The 26329-nt window shown below is 67.8% G+C and carries 24 protein-coding genes; 14 read left to right on the top strand and 10 right to left on the bottom strand.

From position 1 onward, the window contains the following. Nucleotides 1–65: 65 nt before the first annotated feature. Nucleotides 66–728: a TetR family transcriptional regulator gene (locus AC5P5W_RS18640; RefSeq protein ID WP_197574890.1), complete on the top strand. Its 663-nt coding sequence runs from the start codon at nucleotides 66–68 to the stop codon at nucleotides 726–728. 152 nt (nucleotides 729–880) lie between these two features. On the opposite strand, the gene AC5P5W_RS18635 is transcribed toward AC5P5W_RS18640, so the two are convergent. Continuing rightward, a complete protein-coding gene (locus AC5P5W_RS18635) occupies nucleotides 881–1765 on the bottom strand; it encodes a LysR substrate-binding domain-containing protein (protein ID WP_197574892.1) in 885 nt (294 codons plus the stop codon). 107 nt (nucleotides 1766–1872) lie between these two features. Here AC5P5W_RS18635 and AC5P5W_RS18630 point away from each other — a divergent pair, with 107 nt between their 5' ends. After that, entirely contained in the window at nucleotides 1873–2931 is a 1059-nt protein-coding gene (locus AC5P5W_RS18630; RefSeq protein WP_014648395.1) for an NAD(P)-dependent alcohol dehydrogenase, read from the top strand. Nucleotides 2932–3053: 122 nt separating this feature from the next. Here AC5P5W_RS18630 and AC5P5W_RS18625 read toward each other — a convergent pair whose 3' ends face one another. Further along, a complete protein-coding gene (locus AC5P5W_RS18625; RefSeq protein WP_481441046.1) occupies nucleotides 3054–4418 on the bottom strand; it encodes a glutamate--cysteine ligase in 1365 nt (454 codons plus the stop codon). A gap of 152 nt (nucleotides 4419–4570) precedes the next feature. Here AC5P5W_RS18625 and AC5P5W_RS18620 point away from each other — a divergent pair, with 152 nt between their 5' ends. From AC5P5W_RS18620 to AC5P5W_RS18610, 3 genes are all read left to right on the top strand, one after another. Beyond that, a complete protein-coding gene (locus AC5P5W_RS18620) occupies nucleotides 4571–5275 on the top strand; it encodes a VIT1/CCC1 transporter family protein (protein WP_014648397.1) in 705 nt (234 codons plus the stop codon). Further along, the gene (locus tag AC5P5W_RS18615) at nucleotides 5272–6096 is read left to right on the top strand and encodes a helix-turn-helix transcriptional regulator (protein WP_069117884.1); all 825 of its coding nucleotides are present in this window, start codon (nucleotides 5272–5274) and stop codon (nucleotides 6094–6096) included. The genes AC5P5W_RS18620 and AC5P5W_RS18615 overlap by 4 nt, the downstream gene beginning before the upstream one ends. Before the next feature lie 694 nt (nucleotides 6097–6790). Continuing rightward, a complete protein-coding gene (locus AC5P5W_RS18610) occupies nucleotides 6791–7762 on the top strand; it encodes an MBL fold metallo-hydrolase (protein ID WP_046432495.1) in 972 nt (323 codons plus the stop codon). Nucleotides 7763–7834: 72 nt separating this feature from the next. Here AC5P5W_RS18610 and yihA read toward each other — a convergent pair whose 3' ends face one another. Beyond that, the gene (gene yihA / locus AC5P5W_RS18605) at nucleotides 7835–8437 is read right to left on the bottom strand and encodes a ribosome biogenesis GTP-binding protein YihA/YsxC (protein WP_005411022.1); all 603 of its coding nucleotides are present in this window, start codon (nucleotides 8435–8437) and stop codon (nucleotides 7835–7837) included. 156 nt (nucleotides 8438–8593) lie between these two features. On the opposite strand from yihA, the gene AC5P5W_RS18600 reads away from it, so the two are divergent. The 4 genes from AC5P5W_RS18600 to AC5P5W_RS18585 all read left to right on the top strand — a co-directional run bounded on the left by AC5P5W_RS18600 (nucleotide 8594) and on the right by AC5P5W_RS18585 (nucleotide 11883). Beyond that, complete coding sequence (locus tag AC5P5W_RS18600; protein ID WP_014648400.1) at nucleotides 8594–9394, top strand: c-type cytochrome; 801 nt, start codon at nucleotides 8594–8596, stop codon at nucleotides 9392–9394. A 106-nt stretch (nucleotides 9395–9500) separates the two neighbouring features. Next, a complete protein-coding gene (locus AC5P5W_RS18595; protein WP_032960695.1) occupies nucleotides 9501–10151 on the top strand; it encodes a thiol:disulfide interchange protein DsbA/DsbL in 651 nt (216 codons plus the stop codon). A gap of 107 nt (nucleotides 10152–10258) precedes the next feature. Next, nucleotides 10259–11092, top strand: a complete 834-nt coding sequence (locus AC5P5W_RS18590; RefSeq protein WP_014648402.1) for a thiol:disulfide interchange protein DsbA/DsbL — start codon at nucleotides 10259–10261, stop codon at nucleotides 11090–11092. A gap of 53 nt (nucleotides 11093–11145) precedes the next feature. Beyond that, nucleotides 11146–11883, top strand: a complete 738-nt coding sequence (locus AC5P5W_RS18585) for an endonuclease/exonuclease/phosphatase family protein (protein ID WP_021202520.1) — start codon at nucleotides 11146–11148, stop codon at nucleotides 11881–11883. A gap of 69 nt (nucleotides 11884–11952) precedes the next feature. Here the strand turns inward: AC5P5W_RS18585 and AC5P5W_RS18580 are convergent, their stop codons facing one another. Next, complete coding sequence (locus AC5P5W_RS18580) at nucleotides 11953–12822, bottom strand: EamA family transporter (RefSeq protein ID WP_180835148.1); 870 nt, start codon at nucleotides 12820–12822, stop codon at nucleotides 11953–11955. Nucleotides 12823–12894: 72 nt separating this feature from the next. Between AC5P5W_RS18580 and AC5P5W_RS18575 the strand changes: the two genes are divergently transcribed. The 3 genes from AC5P5W_RS18575 (at nucleotide 12895) to fhuE (ending at nucleotide 16330) form a co-directional block, all read left to right on the top strand. Next, a complete protein-coding gene (locus AC5P5W_RS18575; protein ID WP_180835149.1) occupies nucleotides 12895–13377 on the top strand; it encodes an Lrp/AsnC family transcriptional regulator in 483 nt (160 codons plus the stop codon). 77 nt (nucleotides 13378–13454) lie between these two features. Next, nucleotides 13455–14006 carry a M23 family metallopeptidase gene (locus tag AC5P5W_RS18570; protein WP_180835150.1) on the top strand — a complete coding sequence of 184 codons (552 nt, stop codon included), beginning with the start codon at nucleotides 13455–13457 and terminating at the stop codon, nucleotides 14004–14006. A gap of 185 nt (nucleotides 14007–14191) precedes the next feature. Continuing rightward, nucleotides 14192–16330, top strand: coding sequence for a ferric-rhodotorulic acid/ferric-coprogen receptor FhuE (gene fhuE / locus AC5P5W_RS18565; protein WP_495221358.1), 2139 nt, complete (start codon nucleotides 14192–14194; stop codon nucleotides 16328–16330). A 127-nt stretch (nucleotides 16331–16457) separates the two neighbouring features. Here the strand turns inward: fhuE and AC5P5W_RS18560 are convergent, their stop codons facing one another. The 3 genes from AC5P5W_RS18560 to AC5P5W_RS18550 all read right to left on the bottom strand — a co-directional run bounded on the left by AC5P5W_RS18560 (nucleotide 16458) and on the right by AC5P5W_RS18550 (nucleotide 20477). Then, nucleotides 16458–19319 (bottom strand): TonB-dependent receptor plug domain-containing protein, encoded by a 2862-nt coding sequence (locus tag AC5P5W_RS18560; protein ID WP_032957323.1) that lies wholly within the window; start codon nucleotides 19317–19319, stop codon nucleotides 16458–16460. Between the two features lie 271 nt (nucleotides 19320–19590). Further along, nucleotides 19591–19965 carry an ExbD/TolR family protein gene (locus tag AC5P5W_RS18555; protein WP_014648409.1) on the bottom strand — a complete coding sequence of 125 codons (375 nt, stop codon included), beginning with the start codon at nucleotides 19963–19965 and terminating at the stop codon, nucleotides 19591–19593. 104 nt (nucleotides 19966–20069) lie between these two features. Further along, entirely contained in the window at nucleotides 20070–20477 is a 408-nt protein-coding gene (locus AC5P5W_RS18550; protein ID WP_014648410.1) for an ExbD/TolR family protein, read from the bottom strand. 151 nt (nucleotides 20478–20628) lie between these two features. Between AC5P5W_RS18550 and AC5P5W_RS18545 the strand changes: the two genes are divergently transcribed. Beyond that, the gene (locus tag AC5P5W_RS18545) at nucleotides 20629–22614 is read left to right on the top strand and encodes a transglycosylase SLT domain-containing protein (RefSeq protein WP_014648411.1); all 1986 of its coding nucleotides are present in this window, start codon (nucleotides 20629–20631) and stop codon (nucleotides 22612–22614) included. A 206-nt stretch (nucleotides 22615–22820) separates the two neighbouring features. Then, nucleotides 22821–24041: a multifunctional CCA addition/repair protein gene (locus AC5P5W_RS18540; protein WP_032957329.1), complete on the top strand. Its 1221-nt coding sequence runs from the start codon at nucleotides 22821–22823 to the stop codon at nucleotides 24039–24041. A gap of 68 nt (nucleotides 24042–24109) precedes the next feature. Here AC5P5W_RS18540 and AC5P5W_RS18535 read toward each other — a convergent pair whose 3' ends face one another. The 3 genes from AC5P5W_RS18535 to AC5P5W_RS18525 are packed head-to-tail and all read right to left on the bottom strand — an operon-like array spanning nucleotide 24110 to nucleotide 25969. Beyond that, nucleotides 24110–24544, bottom strand: coding sequence for an SseB family protein (locus AC5P5W_RS18535; protein ID WP_005419309.1), 435 nt, complete (start codon nucleotides 24542–24544; stop codon nucleotides 24110–24112). 49 nt (nucleotides 24545–24593) lie between these two features. After that, on the bottom strand, nucleotides 24594–24929 hold the full coding sequence (locus AC5P5W_RS18530; RefSeq protein ID WP_014648413.1) for a hypothetical protein: 336 nt from the start codon (nucleotides 24927–24929) through the stop codon (nucleotides 24594–24596). Continuing rightward, nucleotides 24926–25969 carry a S41 family peptidase gene (locus AC5P5W_RS18525; RefSeq protein WP_014648414.1) on the bottom strand — a complete coding sequence of 348 codons (1044 nt, stop codon included), beginning with the start codon at nucleotides 25967–25969 and terminating at the stop codon, nucleotides 24926–24928. The genes AC5P5W_RS18530 and AC5P5W_RS18525 overlap by 4 nt, the downstream gene beginning before the upstream one ends. Nucleotides 25970–26329 lie beyond the last annotated feature (360 nt).

Here is a 26329-nt window from a genome sequence, read left to right as displayed (position 1 = left end):
TACGGGTTGGGAGACCCGAAAATACGGAAACGCTTTCCGTTTCGCAATTAACCGGATGCGGTAAGATGGGCGCAATGAACAGCACCACCCTGCCCGCGCCCACATCACCGACCCGCCGCCGTGGCCGCCCTGCGCGACCGGAAGCCGAAGTCCGCCACGCGGTGCTGCAGGCGACGCTGGAGCTGCTGCTGGCACAGGGTTACGAGGCCACCACCATTGAAGCGGTGGCGGCGCACGCCGGGGTGGCGAAGAAGACCGTGTACCGCCATGCCAGCAACCGCGAGGAGCTGGTCGGGTTGGCGGTGCGTGAGTGGACCGACGGCTTCGCGCCACAGCTGCAGTGTGATGCGCGCAATGCCCAAGAGGTCGTGCCGTTGCTGCAGGACATCCTGCACGCGGTGTGCACGCAGGCGCTATCGGCGCAGGCAGTGCAGGTGTTCCGCCTGCTGGCCACCGATTTCCCCGGCAAGGACGCGCTGCTGCAGGCCTACCTCGACAACGGCATCGAACGCGGCCGTGCGCTGCTGGCCGACTGGCTGGCACGTCAGCAGCAGCGTGGACTGCTGCGCGAGGGAGATTCCGCATGCATGGCGCGGCTGATCCTGGCGATGGCCGTGGCCGAGCCGCTGCGCGAACGCGTGATCGGCGTGGTGGCCGAGGATGCGCCGGTGGAGATGCATCTGCGTGAGTGCGTGGCGTTGTTGGCGCCGGTGTTGCAAGGGCCGTAGCGTGGTGCCATCCACGCATGGCGTGGATCTACCGGCCGATGTCGATTCGTTGATCGGCAACGCCCTGCCCCGGCAGGTGCCGACCGTTGGTTGGCAATGGCCTGCCCCGGTGGGTGCCGACCGTTGGTCGGCACCACGTCATCCATCGCAACTCACTCGCGCAACATATCCACGAACGCACGCAACGCGCCCGGCATCTGCCGCTGCTTCGGGTAGTACAGCGCGAAGCCGGCAAACGGCTCGCTCCAGTCTTCCAGCACCGCCACCATCTGCGCCGATTCGATGTACGGCCTTGCCGTGTCTTCCAGCACGTACGCCAGGCCGATGCCATCCAGAACGGCGCGCACGATCGTGCCCTGCTCGCACAGGGTCAACCGCCCGGGCACGTCGATCTCCAGCGCCTGCCCATCGCGCTCGAACTGCCACTTGTACAGGTGCCCACTGGCGAAGCGGAAGCGGATGCATTCGTGCGCGGCCAGGTCGCGCGGATGCTGCGGTGCCGGCCGACGCCGCAGGTAGTCCGGCGAGCCGACGATCAGTCCGCGCAGTGGCGGCCCCATCGGCACCGCCACCATGTCCTCCGGCACGAACTCATGCAGGCGCACGCCGGCGTCGTAGCCCTCGGCGACGATGTCGACCAGGCCGTCATTTTCGGTCAGCTCCACCCGCACGTCGGGATGGGCGTGCAGGAAGCGCGCCAGCCTCGGCCCCAACTGGGTCGGTACCGCCGCGCGGGTGGCGTTGATGCGCAGCAGGCCGGCCGGAGCGGCGCGGAAGTGGTTCATCTCCTCCAGCGCGTCATGCACCTGCCCCAGGGCCGGCTGCAACCGCTCCAGCAGGCGCTGCCCGGCCTCGGTCAGGGCCACGCTGCGGGTGGTGCGATGGAACAGGCCCACCCCCAACCGTTCCTCCAGCGCGCGGATCGCGTAGCTCACCGCCGAGGTCGACAGCGCCAGCTCGGCGCCGGCACGGCGGAAGCTGCGGTGGCGGGCGACCGCGGCGAACGCGGCCAGGTGGGAGAGGTTGTCAGTGGCCACGATTGTGCAGTTTCACTTGATGAATCATGCCGATATCCGCGCTTCTTGCTGCTGGTTGCGGGGCGTATTGTAAAACGCCTTTCGATAAACCCTGCCAAGGATTCCCCATGTCCCTCGCCCGTGGTTACGCCGCCCATTCCCATACCGACCCGCTGGTCCCGTACGAGTTCGAACGCCGCGCGGTCGGCCCGGACGACGTGCGCATCGAGATCCTCTACAGCGGCATCTGCCATTCCGACCTGCACCAGGCCCGCGATGACTGGGGTGGCTCGATCTACCCGATGGTGCCGGGCCACGAGATCATCGGCCGGGTGACCGAAGTCGGCAGCAACGTCACCCGCTTCAAGGTTGGCGACCACGCCGGCGTCGGCTGCATGGTCGACTCGTGCCGCCACTGCGACGCCTGTGAGCACGATCTGGAGCAATATTGCGCCGAAGGCGCGACCTGGACCTACAACGGCCGTGAACGCGAAACCGGCGCGCCGACCTACGGCGGCTATTCCGACCACGTGGTGGTCGAGCAGCGCTTCGTGGTGAAGGTGTCCGACACCCTCGACCTGAAGGCGGCCGCCCCGCTGTTGTGCGCCGGCATCACCACCTGGTCGCCGCTGCGCCACTGGAAGGTCGGCCCGGGGCAGAAGGTGGGCGTGATCGGTCTCGGTGGCCTCGGCCACATGGGCGTGAAGTTCGCCAAGGCACTGGGCGCGCACGTCGTGATGATCACCACCACGCCGGAAAAGGGTGCCGATGCCAAGCGCCTGGGCGCCGATGAGGTACTGGTCTCGCGCGATGCCGCGCAGATGAAGGCGCACGCCGGCAGCTTCGACTTCCTGCTCAACACCATCCCGGTCGGCCATGACACCAACCCGTACATGGGCCTGCTCAAGCGCGAGGCCACCATGTGCCTGGTCGGCGTGCTGACCGAACTGGACCCGCCGCTGACCGGCGGCAGCGTGATCTTCGGCCGCAAGCACCTGACCGGCTCGGCAATCGGCGGCATGGCCGAAACCCAGGAAATGATGGACTTCTGTGCCGAGCACGGCATCGTCAGCGACGTCGAGATCATCGACATCAAGAACGTCAACGAAGCCTGGGAACGCATGGCGAAGAACGATGTGCGCTACCGCTTCGTGATCGACATGGCGACGATGCAGAACGCCGCCTGATCCAGGGCAGATGCGAAAAAGAAAAACCCCGGCAATGCCGGGGTTTTTCTTCTGGTAGTGCCGGCCGCTGGCCGGCAACCCCATACATCTGCCGGCCAGCGCCCGACACTACCGCAATCCACTCAGTACGCGAACTCGCGGAACACCGGATCGACGTCGCCGTGCCAGCGGCCATGGAACAGCGCCAGCTTGCGCTCGGCCGGGGTCAGGCCGGATTCGACGATCTCCTGCAGCACGTCCAGGAACTTGCTCTCGTCCTGGCCGTCGGCATTGCGCGCCGCACGGCGCCTGAGGCCTTCGACGGAAATCTTCACCGCTTCGCGGGCCAGGTCGCGCACCGTGCCATTGCGGAACGGCAGGTTCATCGCATGCTTCGGCACGCCGTCGCGCAGTGCATGGCGCTCGGCCAGGGTGAAATCGCGTACCAGGTCCCAGGCGGCATCCAGTGCGGTGTCGTCATACAACAGGCCCACCCAGAATGCCGGCAGCGCACACAGGCGGCTCCACGGGCCACCATCGGCACCGCGCATTTCCAGGTACTTCTTCAGGCGCACTTCCGGGAACGCGGTGGTCATGTGGTCCGACCAGTCGCGCAGCGTCGGCAGCGCACCCGGCAGCACCGGCAGCCTGGCCTGCATGAAATCGCGGAAGCTCTGCCCGCTGGCGTCGTGGTAGATGCCATCGCGGTAGGAGAAATACATCGGCACGTCGAGCAGGTAGTCGACATAGCGCTCGTAACCAAAACCATCCTCGAACACGAAGTCGAGCATGCCGGTGCGGTCGGCGTCGGTGTCGGTCCAGATGTGCGAGCGGTAGCTCAGGTAGCCGTTCGGCTTGCCTTCGGTGAACGGCGAATCGGCGAACAGCGCGGTGGCGATCGGCTGCAGCGCCAGCGACACGCGGAACTTCTTCACCATGTCCGCTTCGGTGGCGTAGTCCAGGTTCACCTGCACCGTGCAGGTGCGGGTCATCATGTCCAGGCCCAGCGAACCGACCTTGGGCATGTACGAGCGCATGATCTTGTAGCGCCCCTTCGGCATCCAGGGCATTTCATCGCGCTTCCACTTCGGCTGGAAGCCCATGCCGAGGAAACCCAGCTGCAGTTCACCGGCCACCTGCGCCACTTCGTTGAGGTGGGTGCCGGTCTCCACGCAGGTCTGGTGGATGGTCTCCAGCGCCGCGCCGGACAGCTCCAGCTGACCGGCCGGTTCCAGCGTCACCGAGGCACCGTCGCGCAGCAGCGCGATCGTGTTGCCGTTTTCGTGCACCGGCTCCCAGCCGAAGCGGACCAACCCGTTGAGCAACGCTTCGATGCCGCGCTCGCCCTCGAAGGTCGGCGGGCGCAGGTCGTCCAAGCGGAACCCGAATTTCTCGTGCTCGGTACCGATGCGCCACTGCGCGCGGGGCTTCTCGCCGGAGGCGATCACCTCCACCAGCTGCGAGCGGTCGGTAATGGGGGTATCGGCGACGTGGCTGGGGCTCGACAAGGGGAAGGCTCGCTGGACGGTGGCGGGGGATGTGGGGCTCGCGGCCTTCCATCGCAAGGGCGCACTATAGCGTGGCACCCCGTTGCGTCATGCGACGGTGACGGGTTTCAGCATCCTACCGACGCCCTCTTGACCCTCGTACACTCGGCGTCATGAACCGTCATTCGCGACACCCCGAACTGCACCGCTCCGAGCGCGTCGGCTGGTTGCGTGCCGCCGTGCTGGGGGCCAACGATGGCATCGTCTCGGTGGCCGGCCTGGTGGTCGGCGTGGCGGCCAGCGGCGCCTCCGCCACCACTATCCTTGCCACCGGCGTGGCCGGCACCGTGGCCGGCGCGATGTCGATGGCCGCCGGCGAGTATGTGTCGGTGCAGACCCAGGCCGACACCGAAGCGGCCGACCTGGCAATGGAAAAGCGCGAGCTGCGCGAAGACCCGCACAGCGAACTGGAGGAGCTGGCCGCGATCTACCGCCACCGCGGCCTGGAGCCTGCATTGGCCCGGCAGGTGGCCGAACAGCTTACCGCCCACGATGCACTGGGTGCCCACGCCCGCGATGAGCTGGGCATCACTGACACCCTGCGCGCGCGCCCGCTGCAGGCGGCGCTGGCCTCGGCCGGTGCGTTCACCTGCGGTGCGGCGCTGCCGGTGCTGACCGCCCTGCTCGCGCCGACCGACAAGGTTGCGTTGATGACCACGGCCAGCACCCTGCTCGGCCTGTGCCTGACCGGCGCGGTGGCGGCCCAGGCCGGGGGCGCACCGCCTGTACGCGGCGCGGTCCGGGTGATGTTCTGGGGCGCGCTGGCGATGGCTGCGGCGGCCGGCGTCGGTCGCCTGTTCGGTGCCCAGGTGTCATGACCGGCATGCTGCCAGCGGCCACTGCGTTGCTGGCCGAGATGGCCAGCCTGGCCGGCTGCGGGCGCGCCGAGGGCTATGCCTGCATCACCGCACGCCGCGAGCATGGCGCCAGCTCGGTGGAGGTTCCGCAACCGCAGTTCGCGATCCTGCTGGAAGGCCGCAAGCAGGTACGTACCGCACACCAGTCGCTGACGTTCGTTCCCGGCGACATCCTGCTGCTGACCCAGCGGTGCCGCATCGACGTGGTCAACACCCCCGATCCCTGCAGCGGCCGCTACCTCAGTGCCATCGTGCCGCTCTGCACCGAAGTGCTGGCGGCGGCGCGCACGCTCTGGAACGAAGAGCTTCCCGCCCCCGGCCAGGCGATGGCGCGACTGCCGTTGATCGACCATGGCGCGGTGCTGCGCCAGTGGCGGCAATCGCTGCAGGACGGCCGTTACAGCGACGCGCGGCTGGCCCTGGCCTCGCTGGTGCTGACCCTGTGCCGACAGGGCCACGGCAACCTGCTGCTGCCGCAGGCGCCGAGCCTGGGCGAACAGATCCGCGACCGCATCGCCGCCGAGCCAGCACGCGACTGGCAATCACGCGATGTGGAAGAACAGTTCGCGCTGAGCGGCGCGACCCTGCGCCGTCGCCTGGCGGCCGAGGACACCAGCCTGCGCCAGCTGCTCACCGAGGCCCGGCTGGCACATGGCATGCAGCTGCTCTACACCACCGACCTGCCGTTGAAGACCGTGGCCGCACGCGCGGGCTACCGGTCTGCGGCCAGTTTCAGCAAGCGCTTCGCCGAGCAGTACGGGCTGGCTCCCACAGATATTTGAGGGGGTTCGGCAGGGCTGCGCCCTGCACCTGCCGAAGCAAGAGCAAGAGCAACAGCAATAGCGTGCATTCCGTGGGATGGCGGGGCACTGTGGGTTTGCGGGGACGCCGTAAACCCGTCCATGGGGGCTTGGTCGCCGCATCCATGCGGCTCACACCCCGCCAACCCACAGTGCCCCGCCTTCGACAGATTCCGGCGGCTGTTGGTAGGTGTCGACCTTGGTCGACACATCTGTCAGATATCGAAATCGATCTGGGGTCAGATCCGTTTTCCTGCGGAAAACGGATCTGACCCCGCGAGCTGACAGATCGCGGAAAACTGTCGAAGGCGGGGTGGGTCCGGTTGCGGGAGTGTCCGCGGCATGGATGCCGCGGCCAAGCCCCCATGGGTGAGGGCGCTTTGCTTGCGAAGCACTGCTTCGCAAGCGCCCGAACGCCCAGCCGCCAGCGACTGGGCCGGACCCCGGAGGGGGGGTTACGGCGTCTCCCGCAACCGGACCCACCCCGCCATCCCAGATAGCCCGCTGTCGCTGTTGCTGTTGCTTCGGCCATTGCCGTTGCCTCTGCGGGTGCAGGGCGCAGCCCTGCAGCCCCCCCCTTCCCTGAGCATTCCGCGTAGTGGTTTGAGCGCCGTGCACACGCCGGCCACGGCACGCTGGGCACAACGGAACCGCCCGTCATCCACCGAGAACCGCCATGATCCTGCGTCCCCTGCCGCTGCGCGGCGCCCTGCTGCTGGCCCTGTCGTCCCTGCCGCTGGCTGCACTGGCCGAAGCCACCTCGCCCGCTCCCACCCAGCAGGTGCCCGGCGTCTACCACCAGCGCGTTGGTGCGCTGCAGGTCACCGCCCTGTTCGACGGCGTGGTCGCGCTGGGCCGGCAGGAAGTGGTCGACGTGCCGCCGACACTGGTCAGCCGCCTGTTGGAAGGCCGCTACGTACCGGAAGACAAGAAGGGCCTGCAGACCGCGATCAACGCCTTCCTGGTGCGCCAGGGCAACCACCTGACCCTGGTCGATACCGGCACCGCGCAGTGCTTCGGCCCCGGCCTGGGCCAGGTGCTGGGCAACCTGCGCGCCTCCGGCGTGGACCCGGCCGAGGTGGACGAGGTGCTGCTGACCCACGCCCACCCGGACCATCTGTGCGGCGTGCTCGACGCGCAGGGCAAGCCGGCCTACCCGAATGCCACGGTGTGGCTGTCCAAGGCCGATGCCGATTACTGGCTCAGCCCGGCCAGCGAGGCCACGGCGCCGAAGGGCGTGCGCTTCGCCTTCCCGCTGGCACGCAACGCGGTCGCGCCCTACCAGGCCAGCGGCCACCTGCGCACGTTCAGCCCCGGCGATGCCCTGCCCGGTGGCGCGGTGGCGATGGACACCCACGGCCATACCCCCGGCCATGTCTCCTACCGGTTCGACAGCCAGGGCCAGTCACTGCTGGTGTGGGGTGATGTGCTGCACTTCCATGCGGTGCAGTTCGCGCACCCGGAAGCGGCATTCGAGGCCGATTCGGACCGCAAGGCGGCCATCGCCAGCCGTCGCGGGCTGCTGCAGCAGGCCACCGCCAACGGTTGGTGGGTGGCCGGTGCGCACCTGCCGTTCCCGGGCCTGGGCCATGTGCGTGGCGAGGGCCAGGCCTATGCGTGGGTGCCGGCGGAGTATTCGCCGTTGTGAGGGTGTGCCGACCAAGGTCGGCACCCACCCGATCGGGTAGCGCCCGGCTGCCAGCCGGGCGACCGGAGAGCCTTATTCCAGCCCCAGCCAGCCGCCGATCACGCCGCGGGCTTCGTCCACGCCGGTACGGTCTTCGCCGGAGAACACCTGCACGCTGACGCTGTCACCGTAAGCCGATTGCAGCTCCTTGCGCACCTTCTGCAGGGACTGCATCTGCTGGCTGCGGCTGAGCTTGTCGGCCTTGGTCAGCAACGCGTGCGCCGGCAGGCCACGCTGCACGGCATAGGACAGCATCTGCCGGTCGTAGTCCTTCAGGGGGTGGCGGATGTCCATCACCACCACCAGGCCCTTGAGGGCCTCGCGGGTGCGGAAATACTTGTCAATGAAGGCCTGCCAGTGCGCCTGCAGGTCCAGCGGCACCTTGGCGTAGCCGTAACCGGGCAGGTCGACCAGATGCGCTTCCGGGGTGACCTGGAAGAACACCAGCTGCTGGGTGCGGCCGGGGGTCTTGGAGACACGGGCCAGGGCGTTCTGGCGGGTCAGCGCGTTGAGCGCACTGGACTTGCCGGCGTTGGAGCGGCCGGCGAAGGCCACTTCAGCCCCTTCGTCGGGCGGCAGCTGCCGCACGTTGTGGGCCGAAAGGTGGTAACGGGCGCGTTCGATGAGCAATGACATGTGCCTAGGATCGCATGTTGCGGCGCCGCGCGCCCGTGCCGGCGGCCGCTGCGGCCATTTTGCTGCACTGCTGCGTTGACCGTGCGCGGAAACGGCGTTGATAATCCGGGCGATGCCGGCGGCCACCGTCCGGCCCGGTCCATACGGAGCTTCAGCATGCGCCACGCTCGCGTTCTTGCCGTATCCGCCCTTGCCACTGCTGTAGTCGTTGCCGCTGCTGCGTTCGCGCAGACCACGTTGACCCCGCTGCCCGACAACGGGCCGATCAATACCGCCTCGCTGGAGGTGGACTTCAGCAAGACCCACTGGGGCGATGCCAAGGCCGGCCAGACCAAGGCGACGGCCTGCGCGGCCTGCCATGGTGCCGACGGCAACTCCACGGTGGAGATGTACCCGTCCATTGCCGGCCAGAGCGAGCGCTACGTGGCCCAGCAGATGGCCCTGATCGCCAACGGCCAGCGCAGTTCCGGCGCGGCGGTGGCGATGGTGCCGTTCGTGCAGAACCTCACCCCGCAGGACATGCGCGATATCGGCGCCTACTTCGCCACGCAGAAGGCCAACGCCGGCATCGCCGATGACACGGCAGTGACCGATGGCCCCTACAAGGGCATGAAGTTCTACGAGATCGGCCAGCAGCTGTACCGCGGCGGCGATGCCAAGCGCGGCCTGCCGGCCTGCATGGCCTGCCACGGCCCCAGCGGTGCCGGCAATCCCGGCCCGGCCTATCCGCACCTCGGTGGGCAGCACGCCAGCTATGTCGCGCGCCGCCTGCAGGAGTACCAGGCCGGCCAGACCAACGAGACCGACAAGGCGCACTTCCAGATCATGGCCACGGTCGCGCAGAAGCTCAGCGAGCAGGAGGTGCAGGCGCTGTCGAGCTACCTGCAGGGCCTGCACAACAAGGCCGACGATGTGGCCGCTGCGGCCACGCCGACGCAACCGGCTGCCGCCCCCTGACCACCACTGGTCGGCCCGGGCCGCGACGCCGGCCCACGGCTGCGGTATGTTTCCTTCACGCCGGCGACCGCGCCGGCGTTGCTTTTTTCAACGGAGATGCGTGTCGATGAGGTTGATTTCCCGCCTGCTGTTGTCCGTGCTGGTGCTGCTGCCGCTGGCAGCCTGCGCCGCCACCCCCGCCAATGCCCCGCTGGTCGAGGGCAAAGACTACGAGCGCATCGCCCAGCCAGGCCCGTTCCAGCCGCTGGCCGGCAAGATCGAAGTGGTCGAGGTCTTCGGCTATACCTGCCCGCACTGCGCCCATTTCGAACCGCAGCTGGAAGCCTGGGCGGCCAAGCTGCCGGCCGACGTGCGTTTCACCCCGGTGCCGGCGGCCTTCGGTGGCGCCTGGGATGCCTGGGCACTGGCCTACTACGCCGCCGACGAAGTCGGCGTGGCCAAGCGCAGCCACGCTGCCGTGTTCAAGGCCCTGCACGAGCAGGGATCGCTGCCGATGCAGAACGTCTCGGCCGATGAGCTCGCCACGTTCTACAAGGCCTACGGCGTGACCCCGGACCGCTACCTCCAGGCGCTGCGCGGCGATGCCGTGCAGAAGAAGGTCGAGGCCGCGCGCGCGTTCGCCCAGCGCACCAAGATCCCGGGCACCCCGGCCATCATCATCAACGGCCAGTACCTGGTGCGGGGCAACAGCTTCGACGACCAGCTGCGCATCGCCTCGGCGCTGATCGCGCAGGCCCGCGCCGCCCGCGGCCGCTGAACCAACGCCCACCCTCGACACGGCGCTGTCGCCGCCGCATGTCATCATTTCCCCCTGGCTGGCGCCTGGCGCCGGCCCCCACCTTTCCAGATGCTGGAGACGTTTCCATGAAGATCCGTTACGCCCTCGCCCTCGCAGCGCTGCTGCCGATCCTGGCTGCCTGCAAGGCTGATGACGGCAGCACCAACACCACCGCGGCCCCGGCCGCACCGGCAGCCGCCCCGGCCACCGCCGAACCGGCCGCTGCGCCGGCCACGGGCAGCGAAGGCACCGCTCCGGCTGCCGCCGAAGGCGAAAAGGCCCCGGCCGAAGCCGCCCCCGCCGCGGCGCCGGCCCCGACCACCGCCGCGCTGACCGGCCCGGCCCCGGTGGAAGGCGCCGATTACCAGGTGATCCCGAACGGCCAGCCGTTCCAGCCGGCTGCCGGCAAGATCGAAGTGACCGAGATCTTCGGCTACGTCTGCCCGGCCTGCGCCGCATTCCAGCCGCTGGTCGGCCCGTGGAAGGCCGGCCTGCCCAGCGACGTGAACTTCGTCTACGTGCCGGCCATGTTCGGCGGCACCTGGGATGACTACGCCCGTGCCTTCTACGCCGCGCAGACCCTGGGCGTGCAGGAAAAGACCCACGAAGCGCTGTACGCCGCCATCCACTCGCAGAAGACCCTGAAGGGCGAGCGCGGCCGTGACTCGGTGGAAGACATCGCCAAGTTCTACGCCGCCTATGGCGTGGATCCGAAGCAGTTCGCCGCCACCATGGGCAGCTTCGCGGTGAACGCCAAGACCAACTCGGCCAAGCAGTTCGCCCAGCGCAGCCAGATCAGCGGCACCCCGTCGATCATCGTCAACGGCAAGTACCTGGTGAAGGGCAAGAGCTTCCCGGACATGCTGCGCATCGCCGACCACCTGATCGCCCGCGAACGCGGTGCGGCCCAGGCTCACTGATCCAAGAGAAGCATTTCCCGGCCGTGAATTCCCCCCGTACACGGACCCTGCGCTTGCTGACGGCCAACATCCAGGCCGGCTCAAGTACCCGCCGCTACAGCGACTATGTGACCCGCAGCTGGTCACATGCGCTGCCGGCGGGGCGCAAGCGCAGCAGCCTGGACGCGATCGCCACCCTGGCGCGCGACCATGACATCGTCGGCCTGCAGGAGGCCGACCCGGGCAGCCTGCGCTCGGGCTTCACCAACCAGACCCACTACCTGGCCCAGCGCGCCGGCTTCAACTACTGGAGCCACCAGCCGAACCGGCGCATGGGCGGCGTGGCATCCAGTGCCAATGGCCTGCTGAGCAAGCTGGAACCGGTGGAAGTGCAGGACCATGCCCTGCCCGGCCGCATCGGCGGGCGCGGCGTGCTGCTGGCCAAGTTCGGCGATGGTACCGATGGCCTGGCGGTGGCGGTGGCGCATCTGTCATTGGGCGCGGGCTCGCGGATGTCGCAGCTGGGCTTCATCGCCGAGTTGCTGTCCGACCACCCCAACGCGGTGCTGATGGGCGACTTCAACTGCCTGGCCGAACGCCCGGAAATGCAGGTGCTGTACCAGAAGACCCGGCTGCAGCCCCCGGGCTGCATCGTGCCGACCTTCCCCAGCTGGCGCCCCGACCGCGCCATCGACCACATCCTGGTCAGCAGTGGCCTGCAGACTCGTACCGTGGAAGCCGTACCAGCCGCGTTCTCCGATCACCTCGCCCTGGCGATGCAGATCGACGTCCCGGCCGACGCCCTGCGCTGACCCCAAAAAGGGGACGGAGGGGATTAAGTCGTTTATGCATAAACGACTTAATCCCCTCCGTCCCCTTCTTCAGGCGGCGGCCGGTGCCTTCAGGCGCCGCGCGGTCATCGTGCTGCCCACCGAGGCCAGCACCGTGCAGCCGATCGCCAGCCACTGCAGCCCATGCAGGTGCTCGTGCAGCAGCAGCATCGCCCACAGCGCGGCCACCGCCGGTTCCATGCTGATCAGGATGCCGAAGGTCTCCTTCGGAAGGCGCTTGAGCGCCATCATCTCCAGTGACATCGGGATCGCGCTGGACACCAGCGCCACCAGCAGCCCGGCGGCCAGGATCTTCGGGTCGAGCAGCGCGGCACCGGCATGCGCCACGCCCACCGGCACCACCACCAGGGATGCCGCCAGCAGCCCCAGCGACACCGAATGCCCGGCATGCAGGTGGCCGGCACGCTTGCCGAACACGATGTACAGGCCCCAGCACGCCGCAGCCCCCATCGCATACAGCACGCCAGCGGGATCCAGCGCCGGACCACCGCCGATCGGCAGCAGCAACAGCAGCCCCACCGCCGCACAGCCCACCCAGAGGAAATCGATCGGCCGTCGCGACGACAGCATGGCCACCGTCAGCGGCCCGGTGAATTCGATGGCCACCGCGATGCCGAAGGGAATGGTGCGCAGGGCCATGTAGAACAGCAGGTTCATCAGGCCCAGGGTGAGGCCGTAGCGCAGGATGGTGATCGCATCCGGGCGGCTGGTCTTCCAGCGCCACGGCCGCCAGAACAGCAGCAGCAACAGCGCCGAGAAGCCCACGCGCAGCGCGCTGGTGCCCTGCGCGCCGATCAGCGGGAACAGGTGTTTTGCATAGGAGGTGCCGATGGCCAGCGAGGTGACCGAGCCAAGCACCGCCAGCGCCGGCACCATCGGCGCGAGTCGTGGGGTCTGCATGGGCAAAGTCTATTGCGCCGGCGCCGAGCACTTGGCTCAATTGACGGCCCGTTCGTGCAACTTCTGCTCGCCATGGCCACCGCCCCCGTGCTCGACAGCTTCGACCGCGCCATCCTCGACCTGCTGCAGCGGGACAACACCCTGCCGCAACGCGAAATCGCCGAGGCCGTGCACCTGTCTGCGCCGGCCGTGCAGCGCCGCATCAAGCGCCTGCAGGACGGCGGCGTGATCGCCGCCAACGTGGCGGTGGTCGACGCGGCCAGGGTCGGGCGACCGCTGACCATCATCGTCGAGGTGCGCGTGGTCAGCGAGCAGCGCGACCGCGTGGCACCGTTCAAGCGCCGCGTGCAGGACGACCCGGCGGTGCAGCAGTGCTACTCGATCACCGGCGATGGCGATTTCCTGCTGCTGGTCTCGGCGGCGTCGATGGAAGAGTACGAGGCCATTACCGAGCGGTTGTTCGGCGGCGATGACAACATCGAGCGCTTCCGCACATCGGTGGCGCTGGGCACGTTGAAGCGCAGTTTCGAGGTGCCGTTGGCCCCGGTTCTGTAGCGCTGAGCCATGCTCGACTGCGCTTTGACCGCACAGCAACAGCCGCCGAGGATGGCTCGGCGCTACAGTCGGAGACCATGAACACATCGCCCTCCCCCGCCCGTCGCCTGCGCCGCTGGTTGCTGCGCGGCCTGTGGCTGGCCATCGCCCTCATTGCCGCGATGGCGCTGTGGAACAGCCCATGGGCCGCTGCGCCGAAGCTGCTGTGGACACTCTCTCGTATGCCGCCGGCCACGCAACTGGCGGTGCCGGTGGACGGCGTGCGGCCACGCCAGATCGCCGACACCTTCGGCGCACCACGTGGCCGTGACCGCTCCCACGCCGGCATCGACATCTTCGCCAAGCGCGGCACCCCGGTGCGCAGTGCCACCGCTGGCGTCGTCGTGGATGTCAGCGAGCGCGGCCTCGGTGGCCGCCAGGTCTGGGTGATCGGGCCCGGGCGCGAACGTTACTACTACGCGCATCTGGACGACTGGGCCGAGGGCCTGTCGCGCGGCCAGGTGGTCCAGGCCGGCGACCTGATCGGGCATGTAGGCGACAGCGGCAACGCCAAGGGCACGCCACCCCACCTGCACTGGGGCATCTACGGCGCCGATGGCGCGCGCGATCCACTGCCGCTGCTGCGCTGAATCCCATCTACTGCGTCGCGCCCTGCGCGAGCGTCTTCCTCGTTCATGATTTGTAAATAGGAATAGTTCGTATTACCATTTATTTCGTTTCCGGTGGTGCCAGGACGGCCTGCCCGCCCGTTTCCCACCCGTAGCGCCTCGCCTTCTGGATGCCGGTCGAGCGCGCGTGCTCGTCCAGGACCCCCATGACCCGTTCCGCCTTCCGTATCCCGCAGCCGCAGCGGCTGTCCGTTGCCGTGCTCGCCATTCTCAGCGCCGTGGCCCCGGCCGCCTTCGCCGACACCGCCGCCGACCCGACCACGCTGGACAAGGTCGTGGTCAAGGGCGAACGCGCCGAAGGCTATTCGGTGCGCCGCACCTCGGCCGGTACCCGCTTCGACCTGGCACCGCGCGAGATCCCGCAGTCGGTCAGCATCATCAGCCACCAGCGCATCGAAGATCAGAAGCTCGACGACATCATCGACGTGCTGGCCAACACCACCGGCGTGACCAGCACCCAGTCCGACAGCGAGCGCACCGAGTTCTACGCGCGTGGGTTCTACATCGATGCCTACCAGTTCGACGGCCTGCCGACACAGATGGTGCAGAACTGGAGCTACGGTGATTCCGGCCTGGATCTGGCGCTGTACGACCGCGTGGAAGTGGTGCGCGGCGCCACCGGCCTGCTCAGCGGCGCCGGCAACCCGTCCGCTTCGGTGAACCTGATCCGCAAGCATGCCGACAGCGCCGAGCTGACCGGCAGCGTGTCGGTGAACGTCGGCAGCTGGGGCCGCACCCGCACCACGGTGGATGTGGGCAGCGCGCTCAACGCCAGCGGCAGCGTGCGCGGTCGCGTGATCGGCAGCTACCTGGATACCGACGGCCAGATGGACCGCTACAACCAGCGCAAGACGCTGGGCTACGCCGTCATTGATGCCGACCTGACCCCGGACACCCAGCTGAGCGTGGGCTACGACTACCAGCAGAAGCGCGCCAATGGTGCGACCTGGGGCGGCTTCCCGATGTGGTACGCCGATGGCAGCCCGACCAACTACCCGACCTCGTTCAATCCGTCGCCGGACTGGACCTACTGGGACACCACCAGCAAGCGCGCGTTTGCCACCCTGCAGCACGCCTTCAGCAACGGCTGGAAGTTCAGGATCGGCGCCACCCACGACCGCACCAACGCCGACGACAAGCTGTTCTATCCGTCCTACACCGCGTTCGACAAGGCCACCGGCACCGGCGTCACGCCGATGGCCGGCTTCTACAACACCGAGCGCAAGGTCGATGGCATCGATGGCTACATCGACGGCCCGTTCCAGCTGTTCGGCCGCGAGCACCAGTTCATGGCCGGCCTGAGCTACAACAAGCGCGAATTCGCCAACTACGGTGACTTCCAGATGGGTGGCCCCGGCACCGGCTGGAATCCCTTCAGCTCCTATCTCGACTGGACCGGCAACATCGCCCAGCCGAACTGGAACCCGCTGGCGCTGGCCAGCCAGGGCACCATCACCCAGAAGGCCGGCTATGCCGCCACCCGTCTGTCGCTGGCTGATCCGCTGAAGCTGATCCTCGGTGCGCGCTACACCAACTGGAAGAGCGAAGGCGAGAACGACGACCGCGAACACAAGGTGACCACCCCGTACGCCGGCCTGGTGTATGACATCAACGATACCTACTCCGCGTACGCCAGCTACACCGAGATCTTCCAGCCGCAGACCGCACGTGACCGCAACGACCGTTATCTCGACCCGGTCGACGGCAAGAGCTACGAGGTGGGCGTCAAGGGTGCCTGGTTCGACAACCGGCTGAACGCCTCGCTGGCGGTGTTCCGCATCGAGCAGGACAACGTCGCCCAGGTCACCAGCGAGCCGATCATCGGCCGTCCGGGTGAGTTCGCCTCGATCGCCGCACGCGGCACCGTCAGCCGTGGCTTCGAATTCGAAGTGAACGGCGAACTGGCACCGGGCTGGAACGCGACCTTCGGTGCTTCGCGCTATGTGGCCAAGGACATCAACGGTGCCGACATCAACACCAACCTGCCGCAGACCGCATTGAAGCTGTTCACCAGCTACACCCCGCAGTCGCTGCAGGCACTGACCGTCGGTGGCGGTGCCAACTGGCAGAACCGCATCTATTACGCCGCGCCGGTGGTGGGTCGCTTCGAGCAGGAAGGTTACGCACTGGTCAGCGCCTTCGTGCGTTACCGCATCTCGCCGGAGTTCAGCGTGCAGGCCAACCTCAACAACCTGCTGGACAAGAAGTACCTGTCGCAGATCAACGGCTACGGTGCCTACGGCGATGGCCGCAATGGCTCGCTGACGTTCACCTGGGCGTTCTGATCAGACGCGGGGTTCGCACGCCCCGCACCTGTAGAGCCGAGCCCATGCTCGGCTCAGAGAATCAGCCGAGCGCGGGCTCGGCCCCCGCAAGGCAGCGCCGGAACTGACCGGCGCTGCCACCGTCACATCAGAAGCGCAGGTCCGCGCGCAGGTACCAGTAACGGCCACGCGGGATGTCGTAGGTCGAAGCGTCGTAGCCGTTCAACGAGCACGACAGGCAGATCGGCGGATCCTTGTCGAACACGTTGTTCAGGCCCGCGGTCAGCTGCAGCCCCTTCATCCAGTCGATCTTGTAGCCCACCTGCATGTCGTGGAAGGTGGTGGCCGACAGCGTGTTGGTGCCCGCAGCCTGGTTGCTGCACACCGGGAAGGCCGCCGCATCGCCGCAGTTCTCGGTCAGCTCGGAGATGTGGCGCACCGTCCAGTTGGCACTCCAGCGATCCATCGTCCAGCCGAGGCTGGCATTGCTGGTCCACTCCGGGATCGAGCTGTCGGCCACTTCCACGCCCGGCTTCTGCGGCTGCTTCTGCCCGGCCGCGCCAGTGGCCTCGTAACGGCCGACGAAGGTGTTCTTCCACCCCAGCTTGAACTGGCCGATGGAGGTCTGCGGCAGCGTCCAGAACAGATCCACGTCCCAACCGTCGGTCTTGATCGAACCCAGGTTGGTCAGGCGGTTGTTGAAGCTGCTGACCGCACCGGTGCTGGCACGGGTGATGCCGTTGCAGTAGATCGGGTCCAGTGTATCCACGCACAGGTCCAGCTGGGTCTGCGCGTTGATGGCCTGGATCGCACCATCGATGGCATGGCGGTAGAAAGTGACTTCCACATCGAAGCGCTCCGACCACGAGGCGTTGTTGCCGAACCACGGGCTCCACACGAAGCCCGCGCTGAAGCTGCGCGAGCGTTCCGGGTCCAGCTCGCGGTTGCCGCCGGTGGTCACCGAGATCTGCGAGTTGGCCTGCTGGAAGCCGGCCGGTACGCCCAGTGCAGCACAGTTGGCCGCGCTGCCACGCGGCGGCGTGCCGCCCAGGCCTACCGAGCACGGATCGAACAGCTGCAGGTCGGCACGTGCGGCAGAGCCGTACAGCTCACCGATGGACGGTGCGCGGAAACCCTCGGCGTACGTGGTGCGCAGCACGAAGTCATCGGTCACCTGCCAGCGCAGGCCGTACTTGGGCGTGAACTCGCCGCCGAAGGTGGAGTAGTCCGAATAGCGGCCGGCCAGGCTCAGGTCCAGCTTCTTGCCGAACGAGGAGTCGGCGAAGATCGGCACGCTCAACTCCAGGTAGGCCTCGTTGACGTCGTAGGAACCGGAGGTCGGTTGCGACGGCACGCCGTTGTAGTGGCCGATCACCGTCAGCGGATCGGGCTGGTAGGCGCCCTTGTACTTGCGGTACTCGAAGCCGGTGGCGAAGGACACCGGACCGGCCGGCAGCGAGAACAGCTCGCTGGACAGGTTGGCGGTGAACAGGCTCAGTTCGTTCTGGCTGCGGTCGCGCACCACCGGCTGGATCCACTTCAGCATGTCCGGGGTGATCGAACCGGCGCCACCGAAGATGTTCAACGGCACGCAGCCAGGCGTGGCCGCGCACACCGCGGGATCGCCCAGCGCCATGTTCACCTTGTAGATGTCATAGCTGCCGTAGTTGGTCTGCTCGGCCTTGTTCTTGCTGTACATGCCGTTGACGTCCCAGTACCAGCTGCGGTCGGCGGCATGGAAGTCACCGACCAGGCCGGTGGCGAAGTAGGTGGTGTCCACTTTCTGCTTGAACACGCGCGCACCGCCCTCCACCGGGCGACGACCGATCAGGCTCATGTTGTCGCCGGAGACGAGATCGAAGCCGAACGGGTTGTACGGGTTCAGGCGCGAGACCACGATGTTGTCGGCCAACGGATTGCCGGTGGCGCCATCGGGGCCGAAGAACAGCGGCTCGGGGCCGGCCTGGTTGGTCGACTCGCGGCGGTTGCCCAGCGCCTTGATGTACCACTGCACGTTGTCGGTGATGTCAAAGCGGAACTGGCCGAACAGGCCTTTGCGCTCCGACGGCGTCAGCACCATGTTGTATTCGGCGAAGTTGAAGCGGTCGGCGGTGGTGAAGCAGTGATAGTCATCCGTGCGGCTGCAGCCGGCACTGCCGTCGTACCGCGGATTGCTCACGCCGGTATTGGGCACGATGTTCTGCACCGCACCGGTGTTCGGGTCGGTGAACATGAAACGGCCCTGCGGAATACCACCGCTGCCGAACGCCAGGCCGGTACCGGGAATGGGGAAGCGCGACTGCTCGCGATCCTTGGCGAATACCGGGTCCTGCTTGGTCCAGCTGGCGCCCAGGAACAGGCTGAAGCGATCGCCACTCTTGCCCCAGGCCAGGTCCACGCCCTTCTGCGTGCCGTCGCCCTTGCTGTACTCGCCGTAGTTCAGCGTCACCTGCCCACCATCGAAATCGCGGCGGGTGATGATGTTGACCACGCCGGCGATGGCATCGGAGCCGTACAGCGACGAAGCACCGTCCTCCAGCACCTCGATGCGCTCGACGATGGCCAGCGGAATGGTGTTGAGGTCGGTGGCCGAGCCCACACCGGACGCCGACGATTCATTGACCCAGCGGATGCCGTCGACCAGCACCAGCACGCGCTTGGCACCCAGGTGGCGCAGATCGACCTGCGCCGAGCCGGCACCCACGCCACTGCCATCGGGCGGGAAACCGAAGTTGCCGGACGAGTTGAACTTGGCGTTGAGCGCAGAGCCGGAACCGGTGAGCTGCTGCAGCACTTCGCCGATCGAGGTCAGGCCGGTGCGTTCGATGTCGCCACGGGTCAGGGTCTGGATCGGGACCTGGCCCTCTACTTCAGCGCGCTTGATGCGGGTACCGGTGACTTCCACCGCGTCGAGGTTGGTGGTGGATTGTGCAGCGGCACCCAGGGGTGCCAAGGCCATCACGCACAGCGTGACGGCAACCGCCAACGGGCGGTGGTGCAGGTGCTTCATTCGCTCTCTCTCCAAAGGAATGTCGGGACATGGACTGCCGCGCTCCCCCCTGCATGGCGGCAGCGTCTCCTTTGTAAACAAGCGGTAAAAATCACGGCGTGATGATCGACACTCTTTCACGCGGAATTGACGCAATTGACAGCCATTTACGTCAGATGAGGACCGTTTAGAACCGGACGGTACTGTTCACCGCCCTCCACTTTGATGCCGGCTGCGTCAGCGCGCGCCGAGATCCGCCACAACTCATCAAGGGGACTTGTCGGTGCAGGCGCTAGTGACCGGGCGCGTCGACGCGCAGCCCATGCTGGCTCACGGCCAGCAGCACGCGTGCCATGTCTTCGTAGTCGGTGTCGTCGGCGGTCGCCAGGTGCACCCAGGGGCGATGCTGCTGCGGCATCTGCTGCGCCTGCACCAGGTGCCGCTGCAACGCGACAGCGTCGAGCGGCTGGCCATTCCAGAACATCGCCCCCGCCGCGTCGATGCGCAGGTGGATCGGCTGGGGTGAGGACGCCGGCCAGGGTGGGCACGAGGTGCGCTGCTGGAGCGCCAGGAGGCCGGTCGCCTGCGCCATCGGCAGCGCGGTGATCACCAGCGCCAGCAACACCAGCAACACATCCACCAGCGGTGCCAGATTGGGGGCGGCCATCAGTGAGGCCGCGTGCTGTATCCCGTATCGCATGCCACGTTCCCTCGCAGGAAGAGCGGCCTGCCGATGGCAGGCCGCCCGTTGCCGGACTCACCGCACGAAACTCACCGCACGAAGGCAATGCGCTCCATGCCAGTGGCTTCGGCCGCAGCCAATATCCGCGCCATGCCTTCGTACTCGGCCGCCGGATCGGTGGCGATGCGCAGCTCCGGCAGGTTGCCGGCATGCTCGCCGGCCTGCGCCTGCAGGCGCCCCTGCAGATCGCCGATCGCCATCGGCTGGCCATCCCAGCTCAGCTGGTTCGACGCATCCAGTCGCAGCTCGATCGGCGGCGGCGGTTCGGGGCGATCGATCGTGCGATCGGTGGCCTGTGGCAACTGCACGGGAATCGGCCGGGCCACGATCGGCGCGGTTACGATGAAGATGATCAACAGCACCAGCATCACATCCACCAGTGGCGTGACATTGATGTCCGCCAGCGGGCCGCTTCTTCCTGCGCTACTGAACGCCATGTGCCGCTCCCTGCAGCCGGGCGGTTCGCCCAAGGCCGACGTTACGACGCCTGCGCCCGCCTGCGGCAGGGGCCTGTGCGGAGTCATTCAGCTATCGTTGCCCACGCATTGCGTGCACGCAATGCGAAACTGAATTCAGCCACTGCCCGCTATGCTGCATGCCATGACCCGACGCTCTTCGACCGCCCTGTCCCTGCTGCCCTTGGCCACCACGCTGCTGATCGGCTGCGCCAATGCCCAGTCCCTCGATGCCCAGAACGCGCAGTTGAAAGCCGCGATCGCGGCCGCCGAACGCGGCCAGTTCGATCCTGGCCAGGCCGCTGCGCTCAGCCGCCATCCGGCGTATGGCTGGCTGGAGTACGCCAACCTGCGCCGCAACATCGACACCGTCGATACCGCGCAGGCACAGGCCTTCCTCAAGCGCTATGAGGGCCAGGCCGTGGCCAGCACGTTCCGCAGCGTGTGGCTGCCCTCGCTCGCCCGCCGCCAGGACTGGCCGACCCTGCTGGCCAACTGGGCGCCCACCGACAACGCCGGCCTGCGCTGTGCGCAGCTGACCGCGCGCCAGGTGACCGGCAAGGTCGATCCGCAGTGGATCAGCGAAGCACAGGAGCTGTGGCGCAAGAACGGCAAGCCGCTGCCGGACAGCTGCGATGCGGTGTTCACCGTGCTGCAGGCACAAGGCGGCCTGAGCGACGCCCTGCGCTGGGAACGGATCGATGCTGCCGCCGACGCGCAGCAGCCCGCCGTGATGCGCAGCGCGGCCCGCGGCCTGCCTGCCACTGACCTGGCACTGGCCAACACTTACGCCGCCTTCGTCGACAAGCCCAACGCCAGCGCCCTGAACTGGCCCCGCAACGAGCGCAGCCGGCGCATCGCCACCGATGGCCTGGCCAAGCTGGCCAAGGCCGACCCGGCCGCCACCGAACAGCAGCTGCCGCAGTACGCGCAGGCACTGGGGCTGAGTGCCGCCCAGCAGGGCCAGGTGCTGTACCAGATCGCGCTGTGGACGGTGGCGTCCTACCTGCCCGATTCGGCACGCCGCCTCAACGCGGTGCCGGAGTCGGCCTATGACGAACGCCTGCACGAGTGGCGCGTGCGCGAAGCGATGTCCCGCGGCGACTGGACCGCGGCGCTGACCGCCATCCGCAAGATGGGCAGCAAGCAGCGCAGCGACCCGCGCTGGCGCTACTTCGAAGGCCGCATGCTGGAGAAGACCGGCCAGGCCCAGCAGGCGCAGCCGCTGTTCCGCGAGGCCGCGCGTGCATCGACCTTCCACGGCTTCCTCGCCGCCGACAAGCTGCAGCAGGGCTACACGCTGTGCCCGTGGCAGCCCAACGACAGCGCGCAGGCTCAGGCGGTGATCGCGCGCGACCCGGCCATCCAGCGCGCAATGGCGTTGTACCAGATCGATCGCGCTGGCTGGGCCGTGGCCGAATGGAACAGTGCACTGTCGCGCTTCGATGACACCCAGCGTCGCCTCGCCGTGCGCGTGGCGCAGGACAACGGCTGGTTCGACCGCGCCGTGTTCGCGCTCGGCAAGCAGCCGCAGGAGCAGCGCCTGTACGACCTGCGCTTCCCGCTGCACCACGACGCCACCATCCGCCGCGAATCGGCACGCAACGCAATCGACCCGGCCTGGGTGGCGGCGGAGATCCGCGCCGAGAGCACCTTCACCCCGCGTGCGCGCTCGCCTGCCAACGCCATGGGCCTGATGCAGGTGCTGCCAGCCACCGGTGCCGGCGTGGCCAAGTCGATCGGCCTGACCGGCTACGGCGGCGCCGACAGCCTGTACGACCCGGACACCAACATCGCCATCGGCACCGCCTACCTGCGCCAGTTGATGAACAAGTACGACGGCCTGCCCTACGTGACCATCGCCGCGTACAACGCCGGCCCGACCCCGACCGCACGCTGGCAGAGCCAGCGCCCGGGCTTTGATCCGGACCTGTGGATCGAGACCATCAGCTACAAGGAAACCCGCGAGTACGTGGCCCGCGTGCTGGCCTTCAGCGTGATCTACGACTGGCGCCTCAATGGTGATGCGCTGCCGCTGAGCGATCGCCTGATGGGCCGCCTGGTGGACAAGCGCAAGCGCTTCAGCTGCGCCGCCAACGCCGACCAGGGCGGCGATTGATCGCAACACAGTACTGCCGGCCGCTGGCCGGCATTCCCCGGCATCCACTCGCTGGGGAGGGAAACGATGAGCCTGCTGGCCTGGATCGGGCTGGACGCTGTATCGGTAGTGCCGGCCGCTGGCCGGCAGCTTCGGGGTGACTGCGGTTGCCGGCCAGCGGCCGGCACTACCGGTGCGTCTGCGCCGGGCATGCGATGATTCCAGCCATGAAGATCTATCTTGTCGGCGGCGCCGTGCGTGACCGCCTGCTACAGCGACCTGCCGGCGACCATGACTGGGTGGTGGTCGGCGCCACGCCCGCGCAGATGGAAGCGCAGGGCTTCACCGCCGTCGGCCGCGATTTCCCGGTGTTCCTGCACCCGAAGACCGCTGAGGAATACGCGCTGGCGCGCACCGAGCGCAAATCCGGCCGTGGCTACCGCGGCTTCGTGGTCGATGCCGACCCGGCAGTGACGCTGGAAGAAGACCTGCAGCGCCGCGACTTCACCATCAACGCGATTGCCTGCGACGAAGACACCGGCACGCTGGTCGATCCCTACGGCGGTGTGCGCGATATCGAGCAACGCGTGCTGCGCCATGTCGGCCCCGCGTTCGTGGAAGATCCATTGCGCGTGCTGCGCGCGGCCCGGTTCATGGCGCGCTTCGCACCGCTGGGCTTCACCGTCGCCGAAGAGACCATGGCGCTGATGCGCGAGGTCGCCGCCAGCGGCGAGCTGGACGCGCTGGTGCCCGAGCGCGTCTGGCAGGAGCTGCGCAAGGCGCTGGTCAGTGAACGGCCCTCCGCCTTCCTGCGCACGCTGCACGATGCGCAGGCACTGGGCCCGATCCTGCCCGAGCTGGAAGCGCTGTATGGCGTGCCGCAACGTGCTGAGTTCCACCCTGAAGTCGATACCGGCATCCACCAGGAAATGGTCAGCGACATGGCTGCCAGGCTGGCGCCGGGCGATGACCTGGTCGGCTTTGCCGCGCTTACCCATGACCTGGGCAAGGGCCTGACCCCGCCGGAGGAATGGCCGCGCCACATCATGCACGAGCAACGCGGCATCAAGCCGCTGAAGGCCTTGTGCGCACGATTGAAGATTCCCGCCGAACACCAGCAGCTGGCCGAAGCGGTGTGTCGCGAGCACTTGAACGTGCACCGCATCGACGAACTGCGCGATGCCACCGTGCTGGAACTGCTGGGCCGCTGTGATGCGCTGCGCCGGCCGGAACGCGTGGCCCGCATCGCACTGTGCTGCGAGGCCGACAAGCGCGGCCGGCTCGGCTTCGAGGACGCCGACTACCCCCAGGGCGAAACGCTCAAGCGCCTGCACCAGGCGGCGCTGTCAGTGCAGGCGCGGGATCTGGATACCACGCATCTGAAGGGCCCGGCCATCGGCGAAGCGCTGGCCAAGGCGCGGGTGAAAGCCATCGCCGCCGCCCGCTGATCCGCAACGTCCGCGCGTACTGCTATGGGCAGTGCCGGCCGCTGGCCGGCACCCCTATATCACTGGCTTCAGTGCGCCATCCCACGGGTAATCGCCGCCGCACGCTGCTTCAGCTGGGCCACGGCATCGGGAATCATCTCCATGCCCACGTCCAGGCCCGGGTTCAGCACCAGGCCGACGCCGTCGCCGATACCGGCCAGCAGCGCGTGCACCGCGATCGGCATGGCATGGGCAAACTGCGGCAGCTGCTCGTGCCACAGGCCCGCGCGCTCGGGGGCAGTGAACACCGCGAACATCGGCTCACCGCTCTCGCTGGTCAGCACCAGCGGCGAGATGCTTTCGTCCCAGGCGCCATCCTCACCAATGGCCTTGTCCAGCAGCACGAACGCCGTCGAGGTCAGCAGGCCGTCGAGGAACTGCGCTGCGGTCAGCGTGCCGTCCTGGGCCTGCAGCAGGCGCACCTCGAGATCGTTGAGGGGTTCGAACGGGGTGTCGTGGTCCATGGTCGGTTCCGGTACGTGGTTGCAGGGCAGACTTTAACAGGCCCGGTCCTCAACCGATGTATCCGTGCCGCCACATCCAACCGGCCACCGCCAGCGCGGCGACCCCCACCAGCATCAACGGCAGGCCGAAGCGGTGCCGCCACGGGATCGGCACCCCGCCCAGCTGCTGGTCCATGGTCTCGGTATCGAGCACCCAGCCGTGCTCGCACCGGGTGCAGGCCAGCTCGTAGCGGCGCTGGTAGGTGAAGCCGAACAGCAGGTCGATGCGCGCCATCTTGTAGCGCAGCTGCGGCGCGAACTCGGTTTCCGTCTGGCAGCGCAGGCAGTGGTGCGCTTCGGTGGGGCCGACGATCAGCACCCGTTCCTGTTGGCCGATCAGGATCATGTCCGGTTGCCCTGGCAGGCGGGCTGGGCCAGCAGCCAGGCCTGGGCGGCGGCCACAGTGGCGGCATCACCCTCGACGCGCTGGTCGGGTTCGATCTTCAAGCCATCGCCACGATCATTGCGGTCCCGCATCACGCTGGTGGTCAGCAGCAGGCGACTTCCATCGGCAAGGGTGTGCACGACATTGCCGGTGGAGACACCCGCGGTCGGCTGGCCGAAACTCCGCGCCTGCGGGCGGCCACGCCACGCCAGCACCGAGGCCTCGCCCGAACTGCCGGTGCGGGGCCCGAACAGCACCGCCACCGGTGCGCCAGGCTGCCGCACTACATGGCCGGACTGGCCGAAGTCCAGCAGCGGCCTGCCCGCCAGCTGCACCGCAGTCGCCGTCAACGTCCAGCGCTGCGGCCCTTGCGCGGTTTCGAACGCGCCGACGTCCTCGTTGTTCACCACCGAGGTGCGCAACAGCGGGGCCATGCCCAGCAGCATCGGCCACATGGAGCCGCCACCGTTGTCCCGCAGGTCGACGATCCAGCCACAGCGCGCGCCGTCGTCCTTGCTGCGGATGACCTGCTGCCATCGCGCGGCACGCTGGATGTCCTGGCGGAATTTTTCCTGCGGCGTCGCGCCCGGCGAGGAGGCATAGCCCTCGATGACCACCCAGCCGATGCGCGCATCCACCGCATCAGCGGCCTTGGCCCGGTCCACGGCGGCGGCACCGGCCTGCTGCGCACGCGCGAGGGATTCGCGCTGACGCTGGGTCGTGGTCCACGCACCATGGTGGCCGGTGCTGAGCGCAATGGCTTCGCGCAGAACGGCCAGCCGTTGCGCGGGATCCCCCTGCGCCGATTGCAGGCGGATGCGGATGGCGGGCCAGTCCACCCGGTCGCGATACAGCGCCTGGCGTTCAAGCAGGTTGAGGATCTCAGCCTGGGCCTCCGGCGAGGGCATCTCGACCGCGCCTGGCGTATCGGCCATGGCGCCGGTCGCCAGCAACACGAGCATCAGCGCGCCGATGCGACGCACTCCCTTGCGAACCTGCATGCGACGCTTCCTTGTCGTTGAATCAGGACCGCAGCATAACCGGGGCATGATCGCTTGCGCCACGCGCGAACTGTCGTATCCGGCCCGGTCGCGGGTTGCAGCAAGGCGGCTTGCGTGCGGTCACCACATTGCAACTTTGCCCATGCCATCGCGGCGCACAACGCGCCAAGGTGGCCCCGTCGGCGCTTCCTGCGCTGACCGGGATTGGCGTCCTGAATCAAACATCGAAGCGATCGATTTGCCGCATCAACGGCAATCGCGACAATGCACCGGCTTGCCCATGGTGGGCGGTGCGTGGGGATCCTCGTGATCCGTCGGCTTTTTCGCTTTGATTTTGACCGGCACGCCAACCCGCACCGC

It is taken from the genome of Stenotrophomonas sp. YJH_SMC_123, assembly GCF_059368215.1.
This window is presented reverse-complemented; position numbering and strand designations above follow the sequence as displayed.

Bases quoted from the DNA above. Each gene is read 5' to 3' on its own strand.
- AC5P5W_RS18640 (WP_197574890.1), top strand. From the start codon at position 66: ATGGGCGCAATGAACAGCACCACCCTGCCCGCGCCCACATCACCGACC.
- AC5P5W_RS18630 (WP_014648395.1), top strand. From the start codon at position 1,873: ATGTCCCTCGCCCGTGGTTACGCCGCCCATTCCCATACCGACCCGCTG.
- AC5P5W_RS18620 (WP_014648397.1), top strand. From the start codon at position 4,571: ATGAACCGTCATTCGCGACACCCCGAACTGCACCGCTCCGAGCGCGTC.
- AC5P5W_RS18615 (WP_069117884.1), top strand. From the start codon at position 5,272: ATGACCGGCATGCTGCCAGCGGCCACTGCGTTGCTGGCCGAGATGGCC.
- AC5P5W_RS18610 (WP_046432495.1), top strand. From the start codon at position 6,791: ATGATCCTGCGTCCCCTGCCGCTGCGCGGCGCCCTGCTGCTGGCCCTG.
- yihA (WP_005411022.1), bottom strand. From the start codon at position 8,437: ATGTCATTGCTCATCGAACGCGCCCGTTACCACCTTTCGGCCCACAAC.
- AC5P5W_RS18600 (WP_014648400.1), top strand. From the start codon at position 8,594: ATGCGCCACGCTCGCGTTCTTGCCGTATCCGCCCTTGCCACTGCTGTA.
- AC5P5W_RS18595 (WP_032960695.1), top strand. From the start codon at position 9,501: ATGAGGTTGATTTCCCGCCTGCTGTTGTCCGTGCTGGTGCTGCTGCCG.
- AC5P5W_RS18590 (WP_014648402.1), top strand. From the start codon at position 10,259: ATGAAGATCCGTTACGCCCTCGCCCTCGCAGCGCTGCTGCCGATCCTG.
- AC5P5W_RS18580 (WP_180835148.1), bottom strand. From the start codon at position 12,822: ATGCAGACCCCACGACTCGCGCCGATGGTGCCGGCGCTGGCGGTGCTT.
- AC5P5W_RS18575 (WP_180835149.1), top strand. From the start codon at position 12,895: ATGGCCACCGCCCCCGTGCTCGACAGCTTCGACCGCGCCATCCTCGAC.
- AC5P5W_RS18570 (WP_180835150.1), top strand. From the start codon at position 13,455: ATGAACACATCGCCCTCCCCCGCCCGTCGCCTGCGCCGCTGGTTGCTG.
- fhuE (WP_495221358.1), top strand. From the start codon at position 14,192: ATGACCCGTTCCGCCTTCCGTATCCCGCAGCCGCAGCGGCTGTCCGTT.
- AC5P5W_RS18560 (WP_032957323.1), bottom strand. From the start codon at position 19,319: ATGAAGCACCTGCACCACCGCCCGTTGGCGGTTGCCGTCACGCTGTGC.
- AC5P5W_RS18555 (WP_014648409.1), bottom strand. From the start codon at position 19,965: ATGGCCGCCCCCAATCTGGCACCGCTGGTGGATGTGTTGCTGGTGTTG.
- AC5P5W_RS18550 (WP_014648410.1), bottom strand. From the start codon at position 20,477: ATGGCGTTCAGTAGCGCAGGAAGAAGCGGCCCGCTGGCGGACATCAAT.
- AC5P5W_RS18545 (WP_014648411.1), top strand. From the start codon at position 20,629: ATGCTGCATGCCATGACCCGACGCTCTTCGACCGCCCTGTCCCTGCTG.
- AC5P5W_RS18540 (WP_032957329.1), top strand. From the start codon at position 22,821: ATGAAGATCTATCTTGTCGGCGGCGCCGTGCGTGACCGCCTGCTACAG.
- AC5P5W_RS18535 (WP_005419309.1), bottom strand. From the start codon at position 24,544: ATGGACCACGACACCCCGTTCGAACCCCTCAACGATCTCGAGGTGCGC.
- AC5P5W_RS18530 (WP_014648413.1), bottom strand. From the start codon at position 24,929: ATGATCCTGATCGGCCAACAGGAACGGGTGCTGATCGTCGGCCCCACC.
- AC5P5W_RS18525 (WP_014648414.1), bottom strand. From the start codon at position 25,969: ATGCAGGTTCGCAAGGGAGTGCGTCGCATCGGCGCGCTGATGCTCGTG.